Here is a 3,533-nt window from a genome sequence, read left to right on the forward strand (position 1 = left end):
CAGCCGGCCATTCCGATGATCGAACCCAAGCGCGTCTTGCGCGCCCTCGCTGAACACTGGGCACTTCTGGAGCCACTGTGCGAGCACTTCGACCAAGGCACACTGAGCCTCAACGAATTGCGTTCACAGTTGGCCGCCCAGCAACTCGACAGTACGCCGCAGGACATCACCAGCCTGCTGGATGTGTGGATTCGCCTCGATATTCTGGTTCCCGTGGCGAAAAGCCCGAACCGTTTCGAACTCAACGCGCAGATTCACGACTTCCTCGCCTATCTGCGCCGTGAACACCGTCTGGGCCTGTGCCTGGAGATCGAAGCCTATCTGCGCCACCTCGAGCGTCTGGCCGGTTACATCCAGGATGCATTCGATATCCGTGACGGCAATGACCTCGCTCGTCAATTGCGTCTGCTCGACATGCGCGTCCGTGACGTACTGAAAAAGCTCGATAACGACGAACAGGCACTGGTGGCTGTCGCCGAACGGGCGAAAACCAGCGACCGACAGATTCCGCTGCGTCAGCGTTACGCTGAAGTGCTGGCGACCTGGGACGAATACGTCGAACCGATGATCGATCTGGTGAACGCCGACGGCGCCTTCGAACAAGGCGTGCGCAAGGTCGAGACCGTCCTGCTGAAGATGCTCAGCGAACAGCAGCGGCTCGGCCACCTGGTCGATGACGACATGCTGCTGCGCACCCACGCGCGCATCCTCGAAATGCAGACCAGCGCCCAATTGACCCTGCGTCACGCCCGCGAACTGCTGCTGCCGCTGCGCGAAGAAGCACGTCGACATAACGCGGTGACCCGTGGCGCCGCGCTGGCGCTGTCGATGATCCGCCGCAAAGGCATCGACGCCGTACCGCAAGCGGCCATGCCGATGTTCACCCGCCCGCAAAGCACCTTTCTCGGCAGCGCCAGTCAGGTCGAGGCCTACGTGTACGCTTTGGCCCGTTTCGAACCGAAACCGGCGCGCTTTCCCAAGGCGCACAAAACCCACAAGGGCGGCGATGCCCCGCGTGCGCCACGCACGGTCCGGGAAATGCTCGAGCGCTGCGAGGACGCCTTGCCGATGCCGGATCTGATGACCTGGCTGCTGGAACAGGAACCGGACGGCGCCACCGACGAATTGCTGTACTGGTTCTCGCGCCTGTCGAGGGAAAAACGCTTCAAGCGCGAACGCCTGGAACGTCGCGACTACTTCACACATGAGCACCAGGTCAGCCTGCGCTCCTTCGCCCTGCTCTCGGCCGGCCCTGACGCTACCGAGGATTCTGCGAGCACCCCTTATGCATCTTGATCTATCCGAACTGTCCCAACTGGCGCCGATCTTCCGCGAGCTGTTCAAGGGTTACCATGTCAGCCGCCGCGATCCGGAGCTGTACGCTCAGCTGTCGAACTTTCAGGACCAGTACCGCACACTCTTCAAGGCACTGGGTTTTGAACTGGTCTGCGACACCCGTGGTTTCTACTATTTCGTACCGGACCTCGCCGCTGCCGCGGTAAACAAGACGGCCCAGCGCCTGGCGCTGTTCACCTTCATCCTCGTCGAGCATCTGGCCGATCAGGGGCGCGATCCGATCGCCGTGCTCGACGGTGGGAGCCTCGGTCGCGACGAACTGCCATCGTTGCTGGAAAAGTACCGCGACCTGTTCATTCAGGCCGAAGTGCAGACCCAGGACGAACTCGAAGAAAAGATCATGCGCCGCATGACCCAACTCGGTTTCGCCAGCGAAGAAAACGGCGTTTACCGCTTTCTGCCGCCGATGCACCGCTTCCTCGACGTCTGCCTGTCGGTCCAGCAAGACCGAGACCTGGCCGCCAGCCTGCACAGCGTCTTGCCACTGCCCGTGCCGGTGCTGATCGACGAAGACAGCGACGAAAAACTGCTGCAGACCGACGACCCGCTGGACCTGAGCGAATTCGAAAGTGAAAGCGAAGAAGACGCCCTGGCCCGCGCCATTGCCGAAGAACAGGAGCTCGACGCATGAGCAAGGAACGTTACGGCATCCGCCGCTTTGCCCTTCTGAACACCGCCGGCTACAGCCTCGGCCTGTTTCCGCTGGAAGAACCGTTGTCGGTCTACGGCGCGAACAACCTCGGTAAATCCGCTTCGATCAACGCCTTGCAGTTCCCGATTCTGGCGCGCATGTCGGACATGAGTTTCGGCAAGTACAGCCTGGAACAATCCCGGCGTTTCTACTTCGCCTCGGACACCAGTTACATTCTGGTGGAAGTGAACCTGCCCCACGGCCCACACGTGATCGGCGTGGTCGGGCGCGGCCCGGGCGGTGGTTTCGGTCACCAGTTCTTCGCCTACGCCGGTAAGCTCGATCTGGCTCATTACCAGAAAAACGACACCTGCCTGCGTCAGAAAGAACTGTTCACCAACCTCGAGCGCGAAGGCCTGAAAGCCTATGAACTCAAGCCTGATGAACTGCGTCGTCTGCTGGTCGGTGGTCACACATCGATTCCGCTGGACCTGACACTGATTCCGCTGCGCTCCACCAGCGAACAGAGCCTGAAGACGTTCCGCGCGTTGTTCATCAACCTGCTGCACATGCGTGAAATTACCGCGGCCAAGCTCAAGCAATTGTTCCTCGATGCGTTCGAGCACAGCCTGCGTTCCGGTAGCGTCGATTACATTGCCGCGTGCGAAGAAGCCTTCCGCGATGTACGACGGATGGAGCAGGACTACAACTCGCTGGTCGCCGCCGGCCCACTCGTCGAAGCGTTGGCCAATGGCGTGAAGCAGCGCGACATCCTGCGCGGCAAGCTGCACCGGATTTCGCCACTGCTCGATTCCCTGCTGGGCACCTGGTCGGACTACGCCAGTGCGCGCAAGGAAGAGCTGACCATTCAGGCCGAGCATTACCGCAACGAGCAGGACGCCCTGCAAAACGATCAGCGTGGCGGCACCCAGGAATTGATGCGTCTGGAGCGGGAAATCACCGGCATCCAGCGCTGGCTCGGCGAACTGGCGGTGCTCAAGCACCGCTTTGCCCTGGTCGATGACGTCAAAGTGCTGGAGCAGCAATTGCTCGCGGCCAAAGACGCTCACGATGAACTGGCCGGTGCTCTGGCTCAGTCGCGCCAGTTCAGCGCCGAAGATCTGGAAGAGCGCCTGCGGGAGCTGGAAAAACGCCTGAAGTCGGTCAAGCAGCAACTCGACCATGCCGACAACAACAGTTATGCGCGCCTGCGCGAAGAGTTCTCGCAGCAGGACGTCGAGCGCCTGATGCGCCTGTTCAACAGCGCATTGTTCAGCCTGCCATTGGGCGAGCACGGCATCACCCTCGACGAGAACGGCGACTGGGTGAAATCCGTGGAACTGATCCTCGACGGTTTCAAAGGCGAGCGCTTCGAAGTGCCGGGCCTGTCCATCGACATCTCGCACATCGAGCCGCCAGCCTTGCAGGCGCTGGCCGACCGTGCAGCGTTGCGCGATCAGAAAGAGCGTCTGGACAAAGAACTCAAGCAACTGAAAACCCAGCAAGCCGTGGCTGCCGACCGCGCCGCGAGCAAGACCCAGACCGA

The 3,533-nt window shown here is 61.1% G+C and carries 2 protein-coding genes and 1 pseudogene; all 3 read left to right on the top strand.

Translation table 11 applies throughout. The features are described from left to right. The first annotated feature begins 15 nt into the window (after positions 1 to 15). Positions 16 to 1,296: an Mks condensin complex protein MksB gene (gene mksB, locus D8V06_RS26355; protein WP_056853293.1), complete on the top strand. Its 1,281-nt coding sequence runs from the start codon at positions 16 to 18 to the stop codon at positions 1,294 to 1,296. Then, positions 1,286 to 1,987: an Mks condensin complex protein MksE gene (gene mksE, locus D8V06_RS26360; RefSeq protein WP_056853294.1), complete on the top strand. Its 702-nt coding sequence runs from the start codon at positions 1,286 to 1,288 to the stop codon at positions 1,985 to 1,987. Before mksB ends, mksE begins: the two co-directional genes overlap by 11 nt. After that, a pseudogene (locus tag D8V06_RS26365) lies at positions 1,984 to 3,533 on the top strand (chromosome partitioning protein ParA); the annotation flags it as partial. The gene mksE and the pseudogene D8V06_RS26365, both read left to right, overlap by 4 nt.

The organism is Pseudomonas sp. Sample_24 (assembly GCF_004307605.1).
Classification (GTDB): Bacteria; Pseudomonadota; Gammaproteobacteria; order Pseudomonadales; family Pseudomonadaceae; genus Aquipseudomonas.

Bases quoted from the DNA above. Each gene is read 5' to 3' on its own strand.
- mksB (WP_056853293.1), top strand. From the start codon at position 16: ATGATCGAACCCAAGCGCGTCTTGCGCGCCCTCGCTGAACACTGGGCA.
- mksE (WP_056853294.1), top strand. From the start codon at position 1,286: ATGCATCTTGATCTATCCGAACTGTCCCAACTGGCGCCGATCTTCCGC.